The organism is Micromonospora sp. NPDC005203 (genome assembly GCF_042872705.1).
GTDB lineage: Bacteria > Actinomycetota > Actinomycetes > Mycobacteriales > Micromonosporaceae > Micromonospora.
Map to the genome: position 1 here is coordinate 65,361 of NZ_JBIAKV010000005.1, position 16,937 is coordinate 82,297.

The 16,937-nt window shown below is 70.5% G+C and carries 17 protein-coding genes and 1 tRNA gene; 7 read left to right on the forward strand and 11 right to left on the reverse strand.

The window, feature by feature from the left end; genetic code table 11:
* From ACFYPM_RS13985 to ACFYPM_RS14005, 5 genes are read right to left on the reverse strand one after another with little or no spacing between them, the layout of a single operon-like run.
* The gene (locus tag ACFYPM_RS13985) at window positions 1-1,506 is read right to left on the reverse strand and encodes a peptidoglycan D,D-transpeptidase FtsI family protein (RefSeq protein WP_387195631.1); all 1,506 of its coding nucleotides are present in this window, start codon (window positions 1,504-1,506) and stop codon (window positions 1-3) included.
* Window positions 1,503-2,993, reverse strand: coding sequence for an FtsW/RodA/SpoVE family cell cycle protein (locus ACFYPM_RS13990; RefSeq protein WP_387195634.1), 1,491 nt, complete (start codon window positions 2,991-2,993; stop codon window positions 1,503-1,505). Before ACFYPM_RS13990 ends, ACFYPM_RS13985 begins: the two co-directional genes overlap by 4 nt.
* 30 nt (window positions 2,994-3,023) lie before the next feature.
* Window positions 3,024-4,487: a PP2C family protein-serine/threonine phosphatase gene (locus tag ACFYPM_RS13995; protein WP_387195637.1), complete on the reverse strand. Its 1,464-nt coding sequence runs from the start codon at window positions 4,485-4,487 to the stop codon at window positions 3,024-3,026.
* Window positions 4,484-4,969 (reverse strand): FHA domain-containing protein, encoded by a 486-nt coding sequence (locus ACFYPM_RS14000; RefSeq protein ID WP_387195640.1) that lies wholly within the window; start codon window positions 4,967-4,969, stop codon window positions 4,484-4,486. Before ACFYPM_RS14000 ends, ACFYPM_RS13995 begins: the two co-directional genes overlap by 4 nt.
* Before the next feature lie 6 nt (window positions 4,970-4,975).
* Window positions 4,976-5,764 (reverse strand): DUF3662 and FHA domain-containing protein, encoded by a 789-nt coding sequence (locus tag ACFYPM_RS14005; protein ID WP_007454122.1) that lies wholly within the window; start codon window positions 5,762-5,764, stop codon window positions 4,976-4,978.
* Window positions 5,765-5,970: 206 nt separating this feature from the next.
* On the opposite strand from ACFYPM_RS14005, the gene ACFYPM_RS14010 reads away from it, so the two are divergent.
* From ACFYPM_RS14010 to ACFYPM_RS14020, 3 genes are all read left to right on the forward strand, one after another.
* Window positions 5,971-6,056: transfer RNA gene (locus ACFYPM_RS14010), tRNA-Leu, on the forward strand.
* Between the two features lie 64 nt (window positions 6,057-6,120).
* Window positions 6,121-7,236: an NAD-dependent epimerase/dehydratase family protein gene (locus tag ACFYPM_RS14015; protein WP_387195643.1), complete on the forward strand. Its 1,116-nt coding sequence runs from the start codon at window positions 6,121-6,123 to the stop codon at window positions 7,234-7,236.
* On the forward strand, window positions 7,233-8,039 hold the full coding sequence (locus tag ACFYPM_RS14020) for a WecB/TagA/CpsF family glycosyltransferase (protein ID WP_387195646.1): 807 nt from the start codon (window positions 7,233-7,235) through the stop codon (window positions 8,037-8,039). The genes ACFYPM_RS14015 and ACFYPM_RS14020 overlap by 4 nt, the downstream gene beginning before the upstream one ends.
* A 63-nt stretch (window positions 8,040-8,102) precedes the next feature.
* Here the strand turns inward: ACFYPM_RS14020 and ACFYPM_RS14025 are convergent, their stop codons facing one another.
* Window positions 8,103-9,659, reverse strand: coding sequence for a S8 family serine peptidase (locus tag ACFYPM_RS14025; RefSeq protein ID WP_387195649.1), 1,557 nt, complete (start codon window positions 9,657-9,659; stop codon window positions 8,103-8,105).
* A gap of 214 nt (window positions 9,660-9,873) precedes the next feature.
* On the opposite strand from ACFYPM_RS14025, the gene ACFYPM_RS14030 reads away from it, so the two are divergent.
* Window positions 9,874-10,473: a hypothetical protein gene (locus ACFYPM_RS14030; RefSeq protein WP_387195652.1), complete on the forward strand. Its 600-nt coding sequence runs from the start codon at window positions 9,874-9,876 to the stop codon at window positions 10,471-10,473.
* On the opposite strand, the gene ACFYPM_RS14035 is transcribed toward ACFYPM_RS14030, so the two are convergent.
* From ACFYPM_RS14035 to ACFYPM_RS14045, 3 genes are all read right to left on the reverse strand, one after another.
* A complete protein-coding gene (locus ACFYPM_RS14035; protein WP_387195655.1) occupies window positions 10,441-10,842 on the reverse strand; it encodes a hypothetical protein in 402 nt (133 codons plus the stop codon). The genes ACFYPM_RS14030 and ACFYPM_RS14035 overlap by 33 nt on opposite strands.
* A gap of 207 nt (window positions 10,843-11,049) precedes the next feature.
* Window positions 11,050-11,271 (reverse strand): DUF397 domain-containing protein, encoded by a 222-nt coding sequence (locus ACFYPM_RS14040; protein ID WP_387195658.1) that lies wholly within the window; start codon window positions 11,269-11,271, stop codon window positions 11,050-11,052.
* Window positions 11,241-12,122, reverse strand: a complete 882-nt coding sequence (locus ACFYPM_RS14045) for a helix-turn-helix transcriptional regulator (RefSeq protein ID WP_357243174.1) — start codon at window positions 12,120-12,122, stop codon at window positions 11,241-11,243. The genes ACFYPM_RS14040 and ACFYPM_RS14045 overlap by 31 nt, the downstream gene beginning before the upstream one ends.
* 626 nt (window positions 12,123-12,748) lie before the next feature.
* On the opposite strand from ACFYPM_RS14045, the gene ACFYPM_RS14050 reads away from it, so the two are divergent.
* Window positions 12,749-13,033 (forward strand): hypothetical protein, encoded by a 285-nt coding sequence (locus ACFYPM_RS14050; protein ID WP_357243171.1) that lies wholly within the window; start codon window positions 12,749-12,751, stop codon window positions 13,031-13,033.
* Window positions 13,034-13,137: 104 nt separating this feature from the next.
* On the forward strand, window positions 13,138-13,593 hold the full coding sequence (locus tag ACFYPM_RS14055; RefSeq protein ID WP_387195662.1) for a hypothetical protein: 456 nt from the start codon (window positions 13,138-13,140) through the stop codon (window positions 13,591-13,593).
* Window positions 13,594-13,600: 7 nt separating this feature from the next.
* Here ACFYPM_RS14055 and ACFYPM_RS14060 read toward each other — a convergent pair whose 3' ends face one another.
* Together ACFYPM_RS14060 and ACFYPM_RS14065 are read right to left on the reverse strand one after the other, a co-directional pair.
* A complete protein-coding gene (locus ACFYPM_RS14060) occupies window positions 13,601-14,428 on the reverse strand; it encodes a PASTA domain-containing protein (RefSeq protein ID WP_387195665.1) in 828 nt (275 codons plus the stop codon).
* A 157-nt stretch (window positions 14,429-14,585) separates the two neighbouring features.
* On the reverse strand, window positions 14,586-15,272 hold the full coding sequence (locus tag ACFYPM_RS14065; protein WP_387195668.1) for a PASTA domain-containing protein: 687 nt from the start codon (window positions 15,270-15,272) through the stop codon (window positions 14,586-14,588).
* Window positions 15,273-15,398: 126 nt separating this feature from the next.
* Between ACFYPM_RS14065 and ACFYPM_RS14070 the strand changes: the two genes are divergently transcribed.
* On the forward strand, window positions 15,399-16,811 hold the full coding sequence (locus ACFYPM_RS14070; protein ID WP_387195671.1) for a hypothetical protein: 1,413 nt from the start codon (window positions 15,399-15,401) through the stop codon (window positions 16,809-16,811).
* Window positions 16,812-16,937: the final 126 nt, after the last annotated feature.

Here is a 16,937-nt window from a genome sequence, read left to right on the forward strand (position 1 = left end):
TCAGCGACCCCCGGGATCGGCGATCGCGGCCCGCATGATCAGGCCGGCGATCCGCGCCGCCTCGCCGCTGCCACCGCCGCCGGCCTGCTCGAGCATCACGCAGACCGCGGAGACCGGGGTGCCGTTCTTGTCCAGCGCGAAGCCGATGAACCAGCCGTGGTCGGGCCGGTCCGGCGCGGACTGGGCGGTGCCGGTCTTGCCACCGACCGTGTAGCCGGGGATCGCGGCCTTCCCTCCGGTGCCGTTCTGGACGACGCTGACCATCATCTCGCGCAGGTCGGCGGCGACCTGTGGCTCGACGGGCTGACGCAGCTCGCGCGGCTTCGCCGTGTAGTAACTGGTGGTGCGGTCCGGGGCGAGCAACTGCTGCACCAGGTACGGCCGCATCTGGCTGCCGTTGTTGGCGATCGCGCCGACGATCATGGCGCCTTCGAGCGGAGTCATCCGGACGTTGTTCTGGCCGATCGAGGACTGGGCCAGTGCGGCCTGGTCGGGGGTGCCGTCCGGGTTCTGGATGTCTCCGGTCCGGCTGGCCGCCGTGGGCAGACCGTCCTCGCCGAGGTGACCGACGGTGAGGTCCTCCTGCTCGAACCCGAACTGGCGGGCCTTCTCCTTGAGCGTTTCGGCGCCGAGCCGGACGCCGAGCTGGGCGAAGCCGGTGTTGCACGACTCGGTGACCGCGTCGAGCAGGGTGACCTTCGGCTGCGGGCAGATCGACGGGTCGGCGTTGCGGATCGGGGTGCCGGAGGTGGGCGGCGTCCAACTGGGGCCGGCCGGGATCTGGGTGGTCTTGGTGACGCCGTTCTCCAGCGCCGCCGCGGCGACCACGATCTTGAACGTGGAGCCCGGCGGCAGCGTCTCGGAGAGCGCCCGGTTCTTCAACGGACCCGCCGGGTCCTGATCCAGCTTGTTGAACGCCGCGGCCGCCTCCTTGTCGGTGTGGTTGGCCAGCGGGTTCGGGTCGAAGCTGGGCATGGAGACAAGCGCCTGCACCGCCCCGGTACGCGGGTCGATGGCGATGGCCGCGCCCCGCTTCGCCCCCACCTGGTTGTTGCGCAGCTGATTGTAGGCCGCGTCCTGGGCCTTCTTGGAGAGGCTGAGCAGCACGTTGCCGCCACCGCTCTCGTCGCCGGTGAACATGTCCTTGATCCGGTCGCCGATCAGCTGGTCGCTGTTGCCGGCCAGGAAGTCGTTCTCCACCCGCTCGATGCCCGTGTCGGCCAGGCTGACCGGCTTGTAGCCGAGCACGTGAGCGTATTCCGCGCCGCCCGGGTAGGTGCGCTGGAACTTCAGCCTGCCGGTGGTCTCCTTGCTGGTCGCCACCGCCGTGCCGCCAGCCTCGATGTTGCCGCGCTTGCGCTTGTAGTCGGCGACCTGGACCCGACCGTTGTAGTCGCTGGTGCGGTACTCGTCGGCCTTCTGGAACTGCACCCAGTTGAGGTTGGCGAAGAGCAGACCGAACAGAACCATGACGACGACGCCGACGCGGCGCAGTGGTGCGTTCACGGCTTGATCACCTCCGTGGGAGCACCGTGCAGTTGCTCCGGGGCACCACCGGCGGGTCGGGCGGCCTTGCTGACGCTCCCGCCGACCGGCCGGCGGGCGCCGTCGGAGACCCGCAGCAGCACCGCGATGAGCAACCAGTTGGCCATCAACGACGAGCCACCGGCGGACAGGAACGGGGTGGTCTGACCGGTCAGCGGGATGAGCTTGCTGATCCCGCCGACGATCACGAAGACCTGGAGGCCCAGAGTGAACGCGAGACCACCGGCGAGGAGCTTGCCGAACGAGTCCCGGACCGCGAGCGCGGCCCGCAGCCCGCGCTCCACGATCAACAGGTAGACGACGAGCAGGGCGGAGAGACCGAAGAGGCCGAGCTCCTCGCCCATGCCGGCGAAGATGAAGTCGTTCTGCACCTCGGGCAGGATGTCCGGCTGACCGCCGCCCGGCCCGGCGCCGAAGAGCCCGCCCGTGCCCAGGGCGAGCAGGCCCTGGACGAGTTGGTAGCCCTTGTCGGTCGGGTCGGCGAACGGGTCGAGCCAGATCTCCGCCCGGACGTAGAAGTTGGCGAACGGGCCGCCGACCGTCGAGCCGAGGACGTAGGCGAGGTAGGCCCCGCCGAAGAAGAGGACGAGACCGATCAGCAGCCAGCTGACCCGTTCGGTGGCGATGTAGAGAGTCACCACGAACATGCCGAAGTACAGCAGCGAGGTGCCCAGATCCTTCTCGAACACGAGCACCAGGAGGCTGACCAGCCAGACGCCGACCACCGGGCCGAGGTCGCGCCCGCGCGGGAAGTCGATGCCGAGGAAGCGTCGGCTCGCCAGTGAGAGCACCTCGCGCTTGCGGACCAGGTAGTAGGCGAAGAAGACGAGCAGCGCCAGCTTGGCGAACTCACCCGGCTGGATGGAGAAGGTGCCGAGATCGATCCACAGCTTCGCGCCGTTTCTCTCCGAGATGCTCGCCGGCAGTACCGCCGGGAGCATCACCAGCACGATGCCGGCCAACCCCAGGGTGTACGAGTATCGCGAGATCGACCGGTGGTCGCGCATGATGGCGAGCAGGCTGGCGGCGAGGATCACCGCACCGAGCGTCCAGGCCAACTGGCGCCCGCCCTGCCCCGCGAAGACGGCCAGGCTCTCCCGCTCGGCCACCGGGGCGTCGCCCAGGTCGATCCGGCGGAGGAAGCCCACCCCGAGCCCGTTGAGCAGGGCCACCGCCGGCAACAGTGCCGGATCGGCGAACGGGGCGAGGAATCGGATGACCAGATGCAGACCGAGGAAGACCGCGCCGAGCACGGCCGCGGGTATCCAGAAGTCCGGGGTGACGGTGTCCAGCAGGTTCGCCTCGACGGTCGCCCCGTACGCGGCCACCAACGCCATGGCGAGCAGCAGCAGGGACAGCTCGGCGTTGCGGCGCGACCGCGCCAGGCGTACGCCGGACTGCTCGCCCGCGGTGGCGGGCGAGGGTGCCGGTGTGGCCGCTACGGTCACAGGTGGAGTCCTTGGGATCTCAGCCGACGCTCACTCAGGAGACCGGCAGGTGGCCGGGTCGAGCGCCGGCGTGGCCGAGTCGGAGGGCGTGTTGTCGGGCGTGGTGGACGAACCGGTCGCACCGACAGCGGCGGTGGCACCGACGGTCGGGCTCGCGCTGGCAACCCCGTTGGAGGTTGGCGACGCGATGGTGCTCGGACTGCCGTTCGGGCTCGGCGACGGATCGGCCGGTGTCGGCGTACCGCTCGCCGCGGCGGTCGGATCGAGCGCGCAGAGCGGCTTCAGGTTGGGGTTGCTCGGGGTGTCGCTGGTCAGCTCGGCGAGCTGGCGTTCGGCGTCCGGCTCGCTCTTGGCCCGGATGCCGACCTTGACGGTGTCCTGCGCCGCGACCGTGAGGTCGTCCAACCGGGTGCCGCTGCGGCGGTGCACGGTGGAGAGGTCCATCCCGGCGATCTGACCCTGGACGCCACGGAAGACGGCGACCTGGCCCTCCTCGGTGGCTCCCACGTAGTACTGCCGCTGGGTGTATGTCCAGCCCCCGAACGCCGCGCCGCCGAGGATCACCAGCAGGGCGAGCGCCATGGCGGCGGTCCGCACCGGGCGGCGCTTCGGCCGGTCCGGTTCGTCGTCCGAGGCCGCCGGCTCCTCAGGGGCGGCCGGACGCGGCGCGGCGAGCGCCGAGGCTCGGGCGGCCGGAGTGGAGTCGTCCGCCGAGGTCGCCATACCCCGGTCCCGAGCGGCGGCACCGCCGACGATCGGGCTCGCCTCGACGATGTCCTGATCCGTGGCATCGGCGATGATCACGGTGATGTTGTCCGGGCCGCCGCCGCGCAGCGCGAGCTGCACCAGCCGCTCGACGCACTTCTGCGGGTCGGTGTACTCCCGCAGGGCCTCGCCGATGGTCTCGGCGCTGACCACACCCGACAGGCCGTCGCTGCAGATCAGGTAACGGTCGCCGGGCAGCACCTGGCGCACCGAGTATTCCGGGTCGATGTCCCGACCGTCGAGGGCGCGGGTGAGCAACGATCGTTGCGGGTGGCTGCTCGCCTCCTCGGCGCTGATCCGACCCTCGTCGACGAGCATCTGGACGTACGTGTCGTCCTTGGTGATCTGCGCGAAATCACCGTTGCGCAGGAGGTAGGCCCGCGAGTCGCCGATGTGGACCATCCCCAGCTTGCTGCCGGTGAAGAGGGTCGCCGTCAGCGTGGTGCCCATCCCCTCCAACTGCGGGTTGGCGTCCACCGTGTCGCGGAGTTGTTGGTTGGCGGTGCCGACGGCCGAACGCAACGCATCGACGAGAGCGTCCCCGGGGACGTCCTCGTCGAGCGGCGCCATGGCACCGATGACGATGTTGCTGGCGACGTCACCGGCGGCCATGCCGCCCATGCCGTCGGCAACGGCGAGTAGCCGCGGTCCGGCGTAGACGGAATCTTGATTGCCGTCTCGGATCAGACCGCGGTCGCTGTGGGCCGCATAGCGCAGGGTCAGAGTCATGGCCGTAATTCGAGGGAAGTGCGGCCGATCCGGATCGGCACGCCGAGGGGGACGGGGGTTGGTCCGGTGACCTTAGCGCGATCGAGGTACGTGCCGTTAGTCGAGCCAAGGTCCTCGACGAACCACTGCCCGTCCCGCGCCATGAGCCGGGCGTGTCGCGCGGAGGCGTAGTCGTCGGTGATGACCAGGGTGGAGTCCTCAGCTCGCCCAATGGTGATCTGCGCGTCACCGAGAGTGATCCTGGTGCCGGCCAGCTGACCGGCTGTCACTACTAGCTGGTGCGCCGCCCTGCCCCGTTTCACCTTCGCCGGCTTCGCCGCCTGCCCCGTCGAGGCGCCGACCGCGCGTGGCGCGGCCACCAGACGACCGGAGCGGGCGCCCGCGAAGAGATCCCTTCGGATCACGCCCACCACGGTGAACACGAAGATCCACAGCAGGATCAGGAACCCGAACCGGGCAACGGTGATGACCAGTTCCGGCAAGGCGGGTCAGCCGTCCACGCGGAAGGTCAGCGTCGTCGTGCCGAGCTGGACCATGTCACCAGGGTTCAGCGCGACAGCGGAGACCCGCTGCCCGTTGACCATGGTGCCGTTGGTCGACCCCAGATCGGTCAGCACGACCTGGCCCCCGTCGAAATCCAACCGGGCGTGTCGCCGGGAGATGCCGACGTCGGGCAGACGCAGGTTGGCCTGATCGCCGCGACCGATCACCGTCGACCCCATCTGAAGGGGGTAGGTGCGACCGTCACCGGAGACCAGCCGAACGTTGCGACCGCCACCGTGCCCGGGCGGAGGGCCGTAGCCACCACCCTGGTCGTACGCCGGGTAGGCGGGCGGGCCGGCGTCATAGCCGGGCGCCGACACCGGGGCGACCTCGCCGCCGGTGTAGACCTCGGCTGTGACACGGAACATGCCCGTGTCCAGACCCTCGCCTCGCTCGATCTCGACGATCACGTCGCCGTAGACAGTCCAGGCCTGCTCGCCGATGAACTCCGCCTGCGACTGGGCCAACTCCTGGGCCAGCGCAGCGGCGTACGGCGCCAGCCGACTGTGGTCGAACGGCGAGAGATCGATCACGTAGCGGTTGGGCACCAACGTGCGCCCACCGGCCAGGATCGCCTTGTGCGCCTCGGCCTCCCGCTGCATGGCGTTGAGGATCTCCACGGGGTGGACCACCCCTTTGAAGACCTTGGCGAAGGCCCCTTCGACCAGGCCTTCCAGACGCTTCTCGAAGCGTTGCAGCACGCTCACCGGCTCCTCCTCGGGTCCCGAGGACATGATGGTATCCGGCCGGCGCGCGCGCAGCTCACACGCCGCTCGGCCACCTGCTCCCGACCCGTTCGGAAGGGTCGGGACTGCCGTGCTAATCTTTCGTCCGCCACGAACGGTAACCGCTCGTGGCGAGCACCTGGGACAGCGTAGTATTCCCGAGGCCGTTGGAGACAGCGGGGCCGGGGCGGTTACAGTGTTCCGGGTTGTGCCACGGGGATGTGGCGGAATGGCAGACGCGCACGGTTCAGGTCCGTGTGCCCGAAAGGGCGTGGGGGTTCAACTCCCCCCATCCCCACCAGCGACGAGGGCTCCGCATACCGCGGGGCCCTTCCGTCATATCGGGGCGCGTCGGACGCCAGGCTATGCTGCGATGGATTCTGTCTCCGATGGACCAGGAGTGGCGTGTGAGTGTCGCGTTGGTGACAGGGTCGGGTGGCCTGATCGGCTCCGAGGCGGTCCGGCACTTCGCCGGCCTCGGTCTGGACGTCGTCGGCATCGACAACGACATGCGCCGGTATTTCTTCGGCGAGGACGGCTCCACATCCTGGAGCCTGGATCGGCTCGCCCGTGACCTGGGCGACGCGTACACCCATTTCGCGGTGGACATCCGGGACCGGGACGGCCTGGAGCAGGTGTTCAAGAAGTACGGCTCGGACATCGCCGTGGTGATCCACAGCGCGGCTCAGCCGAGCCACGACTGGGCCGCCAAGGAGCCGTACACGGACTTCGACGTGAACGCCGGCGGCACGCTCAACATCCTGGAGAACACCCGTCGGCACGCGATCGACGCGCCGTTCATCCACTGCTCGACGAACAAGGTCTACGGCGACCGGCCCAACACCCTGCCGCTCGTCGAGATGGAATCACGGTACGAGCTGCCCGAGGACCACCGCTGGTACCAGGGCATCACCGAAGAGATGTCGATCGACCACTCGCTGCACTCGGTCTTCGGCGCCTCGAAGGTCGCGGCGGACGTGATGGTCCAGGAGTACGGGCGCTACTTCGACATGAAGACCGCCTGCTTCCGGGGTGGCACGCTCACCGGTCCGGCGCACTCGGCGGCCGAGTTGCACGGGTTCCTGGCGTACCTGATGCGCTGCGTGATGGAGGGCCGGACATACAACCTGTTCGGTTACAAGGGCAAGATGGTCCGGGACGCGATCCACTCCCGGGACGTACTGACCGCGTTCGAGGCGTTCTTCCGGTCCCCGCGCTCCGCGGAGGTCTACAACCTCGGCGGCGGCCGGCACTCCAACACCTCCCACATCGAGGCGTTCCGCATCGCGGAGGAGATCACCGGCCGCGAGGCGCGGATCAACTACGTCGAGCAGGCCCGCACCGGCGACCACCAGTGGTATGTCAGCAGCATGGCCCGGTTCGAGGAGCACTACCCGGACTGGAAGATCACTTACGACGTGCCGATGATCCTGCGGGAGATCTACGAGGCCAACGTGGGTAAGTGGGTATTCAAGGCATGACCGCGCGGACCAAGCGCAACGTACTCGGCGTCCTGGTCGACGCCACCGACTACGCGACGGCGACCGATGCGGTGGTGACCGCGGCACATGAGCGGCGTCCGCTCGCGCTCACCGCGTTGGCCGTGCACGGCGTGATGACCGGGGTGCTCGATCCGGCGCACAACGCGCGGCTCAACTCCTTCGACGTGGTCACCCCGGACGGGCAGCCGGTGCGGTGGGCGCTCAACCTGCTGCACCATGCCGGGCTCTCCGAACGGGTCTACGGGCCGACGTTGACCCTGCACGTGCTGTCGCGTTTCGCCGACGAGGGGCTGCCGATCTACCTGTACGGGTCGACCGAGGAAACCCTCTCCCGGTTGATTCCGGCGCTGGAGCGGATGTTCCCGGCCCTGAAGATCGCCGGGGTGGAGCCGTCCAAGTTCCGGGCCGCCCAGCCGGGCGAGGACGCCGAGATCGCCGACCGCATCCGATCCAGCGGTGCCCGGCTGGTCCTGGTCGGGCTGGGCTGCCCGCGCCAGGAGGTCTTCGCGTACGCCATGCGACCGCTGCTGGACATGCCGTTGATGGCGGTCGGCGCTGCCTTCGACTACCACGCCGGGTTGCTCCGTCAGCCCCCGCGCTGGATGCAGCGTGCCGGTCTGGAGTGGTTCTGGCGTCTCGGTCTGGAGCCGAAGCGGCTCTGGCGGCGCTACGTCATCCTCAACCCGGCCTACCTGAGCCGGCTCGCCGCCCAGAAGCTCGGCCTGTGGAAGGCCCGGCCGCCGGCGCCGGCCAGCGAGCAGCCGGCGACCTTCTCGGTCTGATCGATCCGTACGGCACGGGGCCCCACCCGGTCCACCGGATGGGGCCTCGGCCGTCAGAAACCGTCAGACGGTCAGGGTCCAGGTGTTGATGTAGCCGGTGTCGGCCGAGTAGGTGTCCCGCACCTGAAGCCGCCAGATGCCGTCGGCAGCCTCACCGGAGACGTTCACCGTGTACGTGGCGTTCACGTTGTCGGCGCTGTCCGAGGTACTGCTGTTCTTCAGCCGGTACGCGCTGCCGTCCGGCGCGAGCAGGTCGATGACCAGGTCACCCCGGTAGGTGTGGACGATGTTCACCGCGACGGTGGAGGTCGACGAGGCGTTGCGGCCACAGCCGGAGATGGTGATGGAGCTGGTCACCGCCGAGCCGGCGTCCGGGATCGACACGTCTGTGCCGTTGGTGCCGGTGCAGCCGGTCGGTGGTGGGGTGGTGCCGCCGGAGCCCACGTAGAGCAGCAGGTTCGGTGAGCCCGAGCCGGGGTTGCTCACCACGTTGGGTGTCGCGTTGGACACCAGTTGGTTGCGGACCTGCGCGGGCGTCCAGCTCGGGTTGGCGCTGGCCACCAGGGCCGCCGCTCCGACCACGTGCGGTGTGGCCATCGAGGTGCCGCTGATCGTGTTGGTCGCGGTGTTGCTGTTGTACCAGGCCGAGGTGATCGACGAGCCGGGCGCGAAGATGTCCAGGCAGGTGCCGACGTTGGAGAACGACGAGCGGGCATCCGAGCTGGTCGTCGAGCCCACCGTGATGGCCTCGGTGGTCCGTGCCGGCGAGGTGTTGCACGCGTTCGCGCCGTTGTCGTTGCCGGCCGCCAGGCCGTACGTGACGCCCGAGGCGATCGAGTTGCGGACCGCGTTGTCGAGTGAGGTGTTCGCGCCGCCGCCGAGGCTCATGTTCGCCACCGCCGGCTTGATCGCGTTCGCGGTGACCCAGTCGACGCCGGCGATCACACCGGCGTTGGTGCCGCTGCCGGAGCAGTTGAGGACCCGTACGCCGACGAGTTGGACGGCCTTGGCCACCCCGTACGCGGACCCGCCGACGGTGCCGGCGACGTGCGTGCCGTGCCCGTTGCAGTCGTCGGCCGACCCGCCGTCGACCGCGTCGTAACCGGAGGTGGCCCGGCCGCCGAAGTCGTTGTGGGAGAACCGGATGCCGGTGTCGATGATGTAGGCGTGCACGTTGCTCGCCGTGTTGGGGTAGGTGTAGGAGCTGTCCAGCGGCAGGTTGCGCTGGTCGATCCGGTCCAGGCCCCAGGAGGGCGGGTTGGCCTGCGTGCCGGAGATGGACACCGTGTGGTTCTGCTCGACGTACGCCACCGCCGGGTCGGCCGCGATCCGCGCCGCCGCGCTCGCGCTCACCGTGACCTCGAAACCGCGCAGCGCCGCGCCGTACGTGCGGGCCACCGTGCCGCCGTGGCGGCCGGAGAGCCGCTTCGCGGTGTCGCCGACGCGGTCGCGGGCCACGGCGCTGTCCTTGAGAACGACGATGTAGCTGTCCGGCACGGCGGTGGCTCCGCCGGCCGCCCTGACCACACCGGCAGGTTCGGCGGCCAGGGCCGGCGTGCCGACGGCCAGCACCGTCGCCGCGGCCACCCCGACCAGTACGGACCTTCGTGGAAGACCCATTACTACCTCCCTCCGACCGGCGGCGGAACGTGACCACCGGTCCCAACATCAATCGACGCTTGCCGATCTAGCTGAGAGTAGGTCAGTGAGCGGGCTGTTGGACATGCCGGAACGTCCATATCTCCGTGCGATGACCCCTACGGGCCGGTCGTCCGGGGCGAACGGGGGACCGGCCCGGATTCGCCCCACCGTGATTCGGGAAAGACTCTCGAATATGGAGAGTCACCTCACCATCCTGCTTCCGATCGCCGCTGTCTGGCTGGCCGCCGGCGTTGTCGCCGACGGGCTTCCCCGGCTGCGTAACACCCGCATGCTGCGCCGGCGTACCGGATGGTTGCTGGTGCTGTCCTTCATCGGCATGGCGCTCACCGCGGCCGTGGTCGGTGGCGGCCTGCTCAGTGCCGGCACCGCGCCCGTCGACCGGGCCGCCGCCGGGCTCACCCTGGCCGCCGGTCCGGCGCTGGTGGCGATGGTCTGCTCCCTACGGCGAATCCGCCGGCTGCGGGCCGGGGCCGGCGCGTTCGCCAACGCCCCCGGCACGCCTGCGCCCCACGGGCTGCGCGCCGCCGCGGCGCACCCACTCGTCGGCCTGCCGCTACAGGTGACCGCCCTGGCCACGGTGCCGGCGGTGATCGAGGCGGTCGGCACCGACCTGAGCGCCAACCCGGGTGTCACCGGACCGGCGATCACCGTGGGCGCGCTCGCGGTGATCGCCATCGGAGTCCGGCACGCGCTACGGCACAGCCGGTTCGCCGAGCGGGCACAGCCCGCCGTTCCGCGATCAGCGCGGACGACCGGCCCCCTGCACGTATAGCAGCTCCAGGATCGCCCTGGTCGCCTCGAACCAGCGGTCCAGCCACTCCGAGGGCGGCAGGCTGCCCTTCGGCGGCAGCTCCATCAGCAGACCGCGAAGCAGCGGATGGTCGGCCAGAGACCCGCTTGGCTCCATCGGCCAGCCGGTGGGCGGAAACGACGGCTCCACAAGTGGGTTCGGGTCCAGCGACGGCAGCGAGAGAGGCAGGTCCGCCGGCTCGGAGGCCGACGTGTCCCGCCCGCCCATCTCCTGGTCGGTCGACACCACCTCGGTCAGTACGCTGTCCCGACGCGCCCCGCGGTACTTACCACCGAACCGCTCAGGTTTGGCCGCACCGCTGGTGAGATTGTCTGACCCGATCGTCGTCATCCGTCTCGCCTACCTCGCTCGGTTGCCGGTCGGTGCGACGGGTCGTCGACCTGCGCCGTACCGACCAGTTCAACGAGACGGACGGCCTGCGGCGACGGGAATCCCGGCGGAACCTCGCCGACTGTTCCGGCCGCCCGGCCCTCCCCGGACACGGCAAGGCCCCCGTCCGGATCCGAATCCGGACGGGGGCCTCGGTTGACCACTCGGTCAGACCGCGCCGAACGCACCGCCTCGGGTGCCGCCGACGAAGGCGTGCCAGTCACTCGGTGCGAAAACCAGGGCCGGGCCTGTCTTGTCCTTCGAGTCCCGCACTCCGACCGCCCCCGTCACGTACGCCACCTCCACGCAGTTGTCACAGTTCGGCCCGCTCTTCGAGCTCTTGAACCATGCTGCCTGCGTCAGGTCCATGGGGAACCTTTTGGTCGCCATTTCCACAAGGGCTCCTCTGCCAGTTTTGCGATGTGTGCGACGGACTCCTCAGGACGTATGGCCGCAGCGCGGATGTGATCGAAGATGAAGCTGTACTTCTGCAGTTCGTCGCTCTTCTCGAGGAAAAGCCCACCCGTGGCGTTCTCCGCGTACACAACATCAGGATCACCGGGCTCAGGGAAGCTGAGGATCGTGAAGGTGCCGTCCATGCCGGCGTGCGCGCCCACCTCGAAGGGCAGGATCTGCAGCGTCACGTTCGGCAACTCGGCAACCTCGACCAACCGCTTGAGTTGGCCACGCATCACCTCGTCCCCGCCTACCGGCCGACGTACCACCGCCTCATCGAGTACCACCCACAGATCGACCGGATCGTCCTGGGTCAATAACGACTGACGGCCCAGACGGACACGCACCCTCTGGTGGACCTGATCGGCGGTGAAGTCTGGCCGAGCCGCGCGGATCATCGCCCCGGCGTACTCCTCGGTCTCCAGAAGACCCGGTACGACCTGCTGTTCGTACGCCCGGATCGAGCTCGCCGCCGCCTCCAGCCCGACGTACGCGCCGACGAGCACCGTGCTGTACGGATGCCACCAACCTTTTTGCCGGGCCTCCCTGGCGATCTGCACCAGCTCGTCGCTCTCGGCACCGACCACCCCGTAGATCCGCAGCATGTCCCGGACGTCGCGAGGGGTGGCGGTGGTGTGCCCGGTCTCGATCCGGGAGACCTTCGACGCCGAGCACTCCAACTGCTCGGCGACCATCTCGATGGTGATCCCGGCGGACTCCCGCTGGCGCCGCAGCTCGGCACCGAGCCGCCGCCTTCTGATGGTGGGACTGCGCCGCTCACTCATCGCGCAACCCGTGAGTCGCTGATCCCCGCGGCTGGCTGCTCGGCCCCACTCGGGCTACCTCCGGTCGACGCGCCACTGGCTGACACCCGCCGGGGGCGCGACCGTCGTCCGGCGAACGTTCGCGACGAAGGGGGTGGTGCCGGTCCTCGGCCGGCCGCGACGGGCGAAACCGGCTCCCAGTGTGCCGCCCGTACGTGGAAGGCTTCAATAGGCCTTTCGCGGGACTCGCTCACGTATCGGCAAAAGTCGACGTGCAACTTGCATGCAGCACGTCCCTCATGCACTCTGTCCGTATGGCACGGGTTACTCAGCGTCTCGATCCGCTCCCTCGCAGTGGTGAACCCACTGAGGCGGGGAAGCCCGACGCGGCGCGGACCCGTCCGGCACAACCAAGACGCGCTCCGGGGTAATGACCCCGCCGCTGCAAGCCGGCAAGCTGCGGCGGCGGGCGCGGTTCCCGGAAGCATCCGGGTGATGGTCGGGTGGCGGCACGCCACCAGCGAGGTACGGCCCGGCCACCACCATCCGCACCACCGGTTCACGAGGCACGACCCCGTCACCGGCCGAGACGTCCCCCGATCAGGCACCGCCGGCACAGTTGCCGGCCATCCTCCCCAGGAGCCCATGTGCTTCCCCGCACCGGTGACGTACTGCTCGTGACTCGCGCGGCGAGTGTCCAGTTCCTCAAGCCCATCAAGTTCCGGGTGATCCGGGTGCTGGACTGGCCCACCTACGACGGTTGGCTCTGGCTCGACGGCTATGAGCTGAACGCCGCGGGCGACGCGGTCAACCGACGATCGATCTTCGTCCAACGCGACGGGCTGGAGCAACTACAGGCCGCCCCCGAGCCCCGCCCGCACACCGTACGGGCCCGGCGACCGGTCACCCGTACTCCGCTCCGGGTCGGCTGACCGACCCGATCCGCCGCCGGTGGGCGTGCCGCCGCCATAGAATCGGTACGCCCACCCCGGCACCGTTCCACCCGCGCGTCCAGGACCCTGACCCTGGGATGGTCATGGTCAATCAGCCCGCCCTGCGGCGGCACCGCCGCTCCCGTATCGCCTATGCCTGTGGACTGCTCGTCCTCCTCGGGGCGATGGTCACAGCTTTGGTCCTCGTCCGCGACCCAGCGATGTCGTCCACCCGGCTGACCGCGCCGGTGCCCGCACCGGAGATCACCGTGGTCGACGACCACCCACCGACGGAGGACCCGCCACCGGCAGCCGGGGAATCCGACTGGATCGGCGGGGATGCCCCGGGCAGCCATGCCGGCGTCACCACTGCGACCGGGTCAGCGGCCGGCCGCGGCGCCGGCGGCCAGTCCGACGACCGTCCGCAGGTCACCGAAGCGGCTCCGGCCGGGCGCACCGCGGCGGACACCCGCCGCTCCCTGTTCTGGTCCGGGATCTTCGGCCTCGCCATCGCACTGGCCGGCCTCGGCCTGGTCGGCACCCGCCGGCGAATGTGGTGACCACCGGTCAGGGCGTACTGGTCACCGTCGGGATCGGCGCGGACGGACTCGGCAGGGTCGGACTCACCCCGGTCGAGGGCCGGGCCTGAGAGATGATCAATAGCACCTCGTCGTCGGTCGACACCGGCGTGCCCGTGCCCGGCTCGGTGCCCACCACCGTCCCGGGCGGCAGCTCCGAGGACCGGTACACCACCTGGTAGGCAAGGCCGAGTCGGCCCAGTAACCCCTCGGCGGTCGCCTGCGGCAGGCCGGCGAGCGGCGGCACGGGCACCTGGACCGGCGCGCTGGTGGCCGGCGGGCTGCTCGGTGCCTCGCTCGTCGGCGCGGCCGAGGTGGGCGATGCGCTGGTCGGTGCGGCACTTGTGGCACTGGCCGACGGGGTGGGGTCGGGATCGTCCCGGTCGTCATCCTGCTTGGCGAGCACCAACCAGAGCGCCCCGCCGAGCAGGCCGGCAAGCAGCAGCGCGAGAACACCCCACAGGATCGGCAGCCACCAGCGCCGGCCGCCCTGCTCCTCGACGTACCACTCCCCGACGGCCTCATCCGGCCGGGGCGGCCGGACCTCGGCCCGCCCGGCCCACGACGGCGCGGTCGGACTGGGCGGCGTACCCGGGCTGGGCGGCCCGGTGGCGGCGGCGCGGTCGATCGGCATGGTCTGGTCGGGCGACTCGGTGGGACGAGCCGGGACCGTCCGGTCGATCGGCGCCGTCTCGTCCGGCTCGCCGGTGGGTCGGGTCGGTTGCGGTGGCTCCGCCCGGTCGGCGGACGGTGGCAGTGGGCGGGTCCGGTCGTCCTCGTGCTCGCCGGCGGGAGGCTCCTGGCGGTCGTCGCTCATCGCACGTCCTTTCCCGAACCGGACGGGCAGCATGGCCCTCGACCGTCAACCTAGTCGCCCAAACTGCCATCGGTGGGGATCAGCGTGCCGTGCCGCGCCGTTCGCGGGTACGTCGCTCCGCCTCGGCCGCGTCGACGATCGCCGGACGGGCCTCAGCTCAGGGAGTGGGTTTCGCCGGCGGTTGTTCGGGGGCGCCCGCCCCGCACCAGATGCTGACCTCGTCGTTCCACCGGGCCGAGCCGTCCTCGACCGGCTCCTGCCGGGCGACCTTTCCGTTGCGACCGCTGATGTAACGCGGGTAGAGGCCCTCGTCGATCAGCTCGTCGACGGCCTTGGCGCAGTCTTTGCCGACCACGTCCGGCACCTCGGCCGCTGGCGCTGGCCCCGTCACCTGGAGTTGCACGGTCGTGCCCCGGGCAACCTCGGTGCCCACAGCGGGTACGACGCTCTCGACAGTGCTACCGGCTCCGCCGCCGAAGACCAGCCGCCAGCCCAGCCGATGCTCGCGCAGCATGTCCCGCGCCTGCACGAACTCGACGCCGATCACCGGTGGCACGGTCAGGCCGGTGCCCTTGGTCGCAGTGGCGGAGGTCCGGACGGCCGACGGCGTGGCCCGACCGGTGCTCGGTCGAGCCGAGGTGGCCCGGCTGCTCGGCGGGTTGGTCGTGGTCGCGGCGGCCAGTGGGTCCCCCGGGGATTTCTCGCCGTCGCCGGCCAGCAGCCAACCACCGGTCGCGCCGATCGCGGCGAGCAGCACAGCGGCCAACCCACCACCCAGCCACATACTGGCCCGGCTCGCACCGCCGCCTGCGGCATCCTGCGGGTTCGTGCTCGTGTCCGTCATACTGTCCACCGCCTCATCACCGGCGACCGTACCGCCCGCCGCCCAATCCTCCGCATCGACGGTCGGTCCACACCAGCGGATCGTTGCGACTCGCCGCGCCGACGACGGGACGTTACGCTGCCCGGCATGGCCAGACAGGGCTGGGGAGTGTCGATCGCGACCGCGATCGGGGTCGCTGCCGGCGCGGGTGCCGCGCAACTGGGCTTCGGCTACGGGCTCGGCGTCATCACCTGGACGCCCAGCGATGCCGGCGCCAGCGACACGGCCTGGGCCGACGGCCTCGCCTGGGCCACCTGGCTCGCCGCCAGCTCGACGGTCCTCGGCGCGGTCTGCGCGCAGCGGCTCCACCAGCGCGGCGGCGCACCGGTGACGGCCACGCCGCCGGCGACCGACCCGGCAGCGACCGAGGAGTCCGACCGGGCCACCGCCATGGATCCACCTGCCGCAGACAGGCCCGACCCGGAGCCGACGGACAGCCGATCACCGCAGGTGGCCGAGGTGCCGTCCGCCGACCGGGCGGGCCTGCTGCGACGGGTGGTCCTGGCGCTCGGCGCCGGGATCGGCGGGCTGGTCACCGTGCTGCTGATCGCCGTTCCCGCGCGGGTCGCCACCGGCGCCGACACCGGGGCACCGCAACGGACCGCCGCCGTGCAGGCGATGCTGGGCATCCTGATCGGCGTGCTCGTCGCCGGCTGGGCGCTTCGCTCCCGGGCCGCCGCGATCAACGTGACCGCGACGGCCGCCTGGCTCTGGCTGCTCGCGGTGGTCTCGGTGATCGACGGGGTACGCGTCGGACGAGGGCTGACCGGAGCCCAGCTCGGCACCTGGCAGCTTGATCCGGACCACCCGCGGTACTGGATCTCCGACCAGCTCTACTGGCCCGGTGCGCTGTTGGCACTCGTGCCGGCGCTGCTGATCGGCGTGCTGGCCGCTCGGCGGACGGCCCGATCGGCCGGGCACCGCGTCGGGGCCGCAGCCTCCGGGGCCGCTGGTCCGGTGCTCGTCGCGCTCGCCTACCTGACCACCCTGCCGCACTGGTCGACGCTGGGTCCCGCGCAGCTCTCCACCCAACTGATCGCCCCGTACGCGGTGATCGCCGGGATCGGCGGCTCCGTACTCGCCGCTGTCCTCGCCGATCGCGTGGAGCGGAGTCGGGCGAGCCACCGGAGCGCCTCAGTCGCGGCCCCGAAACCCGAGCCGCACCCGGCAGACCAGGTCGACTCAACGCAGATCACCGTCGACGGGCCGACCCCTCGGACCGATCCGGCTCCGAACGCCCAGCCCGACTCCGAGCCGTCGACTTCCCGCTCGTCCATCACCACCACGGGCCGACGCGGCAGGACCGACGCCGCACCCCGGACAACCACGACAGGCGCCGCACCTGGTGCGGATGCCACGCCAGGTGCGGATGCCACGCCAGGGGTACCCGCGCCGAGGGTGCCCGCGCCGCGCACCGAACCATCCATCTCCGCCCCCGCAGAGGATCCGACACCAAGCGTCCGCCGCACCCGCGCAACTCGCCGCCCCACCTCCGACTAACCCACCCCCGGCCCTGGCCCCTCGGCCTCCACCCCCGGCCCGCCGCGTTGATCATGAGGATGTTGCCATCCGGCACGCGTCGCGGCGATAACCCCATGATCAACGCGATCTGGGGGATGGAGGTGG

Coding starts and splice junctions, on each gene's coding strand:
- ACFYPM_RS13995 (WP_387195637.1), bottom strand. CDS start 4,487: ATGACTCTGACCCTGCGCTATGCGGCCCACAGCGACCGCGGTCTGATC.
- ACFYPM_RS14005 (WP_007454122.1), bottom strand. CDS start 5,764: ATGTCCTCGGGACCCGAGGAGGAGCCGGTGAGCGTGCTGCAACGCTTC.
- ACFYPM_RS14015 (WP_387195643.1), top strand. CDS start 6,121: ATGCTGCGATGGATTCTGTCTCCGATGGACCAGGAGTGGCGTGTGAGT.
- ACFYPM_RS14020 (WP_387195646.1), top strand. CDS start 7,233: ATGACCGCGCGGACCAAGCGCAACGTACTCGGCGTCCTGGTCGACGCC.
- ACFYPM_RS14025 (WP_387195649.1), bottom strand. CDS start 9,659: ATGGGTCTTCCACGAAGGTCCGTACTGGTCGGGGTGGCCGCGGCGACG.
- ACFYPM_RS14030 (WP_387195652.1), top strand. CDS start 9,874: ATGGAGAGTCACCTCACCATCCTGCTTCCGATCGCCGCTGTCTGGCTG.
- ACFYPM_RS14035 (WP_387195655.1), bottom strand. CDS start 10,842: ATGACGACGATCGGGTCAGACAATCTCACCAGCGGTGCGGCCAAACCT.
- ACFYPM_RS14040 (WP_387195658.1), bottom strand. CDS start 11,271: ATGGCGACCAAAAGGTTCCCCATGGACCTGACGCAGGCAGCATGGTTC.
- ACFYPM_RS14045 (WP_357243174.1), bottom strand. CDS start 12,122: ATGAGTGAGCGGCGCAGTCCCACCATCAGAAGGCGGCGGCTCGGTGCC.
- ACFYPM_RS14055 (WP_387195662.1), top strand. CDS start 13,138: ATGGTCAATCAGCCCGCCCTGCGGCGGCACCGCCGCTCCCGTATCGCC.
- ACFYPM_RS14060 (WP_387195665.1), bottom strand. CDS start 14,428: ATGAGCGACGACCGCCAGGAGCCTCCCGCCGGCGAGCACGAGGACGAC.
- ACFYPM_RS14065 (WP_387195668.1), bottom strand. CDS start 15,272: ATGACGGACACGAGCACGAACCCGCAGGATGCCGCAGGCGGCGGTGCG.
- ACFYPM_RS14070 (WP_387195671.1), top strand. CDS start 15,399: ATGGCCAGACAGGGCTGGGGAGTGTCGATCGCGACCGCGATCGGGGTC.